Below are 1,533 nucleotides of genomic sequence, written 5' to 3'. Positions count from 1 at the left end.
GTCCCGCTGCAGAGTCGGCACCGTGGCCACAGGGACATCCAGCGCCTGAGCGGTCTCCTGGATACCCACGCTCAGCACCGGATGCGGACTCGACTCCACCAGCACCCGGTATCCATCGCTCAGCAACGCCTCGACAGCCGTAGCGAACCGCACCTGCTGACGCAGGTTCTCCACCCAGTACGCCGCATCCAGCGCCGTGGACTCCACCCGGCCACCGGTCACCGCCGAATAGAACGCCACAGCCGTCTCAACCGGCGTGACCTGTCCCAACAGCTCGATCAGCTCATCAGCGATGTCATCCACCTGCGGATTGTGAGAGGCATAATCCACATCGACCAGCCGGGCCCGGCCACCGGCCGCCTCAACCACCGCGACCACCTCCGCCACCGCCTCCGGCGGCCCCGAGACCACCGTCGAACCCGGCCCGTTCACCGCGGCCACCACCACCCCCACACGACCGCCGATCACCTTCTCGGCCTCCTCCCGACCCACCGCCAACGACGCCATCGCCCCACGCCCCGACAACACCCGCAGCGCCTGAGAACGCAGAGCCACCACCCGCGCACCGTCCCGCAGCGTGAGCGCCCCGGCCACCACCGCCGCAGCGATCTCCCCCTGCGAATGCCCCACCACCGCCGCGGGCTCGACACCATACGAACGCCACACCTCCGCCAGCGACACCATCACCGCCCACAACGCAGGCTGCACCACATCCACCCGCGACACATCCACCGCACCCTCACCCCGCAACACCGCCATCAACGACCACTCCACAAACGGCGCCAACGCCGCCTCACACTCCGCGATCCGCCCCGCGAACACCGGCGAGGCATCCAGCAACTCCACCCCCATCCCCCGCCACTGACCACCCTGCCCGGGAAACACCAGTACGGGACCCGCGCCCCCGGCCACCGGATCCGCACTCACCAAACCACCGAACGGCACGCCCTCGGCCAGGGCCGTCAGACCCGCGAGCAGCTCGTCCCGTTCCTGGCCGACCACCACCGCGCGGTGGTCGTGCACCGCCCGACCGGCCACCAGCGACCAGCCGACCTCCGCCACCTCGTCCACGGTCTCCTGCACGAACTCCGCCAACCGCCCGGCCTGCGCCCGCAGCCCCGCGGCCGACCGCCCCGACACCACCCACGGCACCACCCCGCCCAGGGGTGTCGGCTCGGTAGATGCCAAGTCTGTGGACGGTGCGGGCGCCTCCTCCAGAATCACATGCGCATTGGTGCCGGAGATGCCGAACGCCGAGACGCCCGCCCGCCGCGGACGCTCCGCCTCCGGCCAGTCGGTCGCCTCGCTGAGCAGTGCGACCGCCCCGCTGCCCCAGTCGACATGGGGCGTCGGCTCGTCCACGTGCAGCGTCTGGGGGAGCAGGCCATGGCGCATGGCCATCACCATCTTGATGACACCGGCCACACCGGCGGCGGCCTGGGTGTGGGCGAGGTTGGACTTGATCGACCCCAGCCACAACGGCCGCTCCGCCGACCGCCCCTGACCGTAGGCCGCCAGCACCGCCTGCGCCTC

At 71.1% G+C, this 1,533-nt stretch carries 1 protein-coding gene; it reads right to left on the bottom strand.

Translation table 11 applies throughout. From position 1 onward, the window contains the following. A partial coding sequence (locus CCN51_RS47155) for an acyltransferase domain-containing protein (protein ID WP_143676131.1) occupies positions 1–1,533 on the bottom strand: 1,533 nt, incomplete at both ends.

The organism is Streptomyces milbemycinicus (assembly GCF_002154605.1).
Lineage (GTDB): Bacteria > Actinomycetota > Actinomycetes > Streptomycetales > Streptomycetaceae > Streptomyces > Streptomyces milbemycinicus.
Note: the sequence above shows the minus strand (reverse complement) of the source record. Positions and strands in the feature narration are given on the sequence as shown.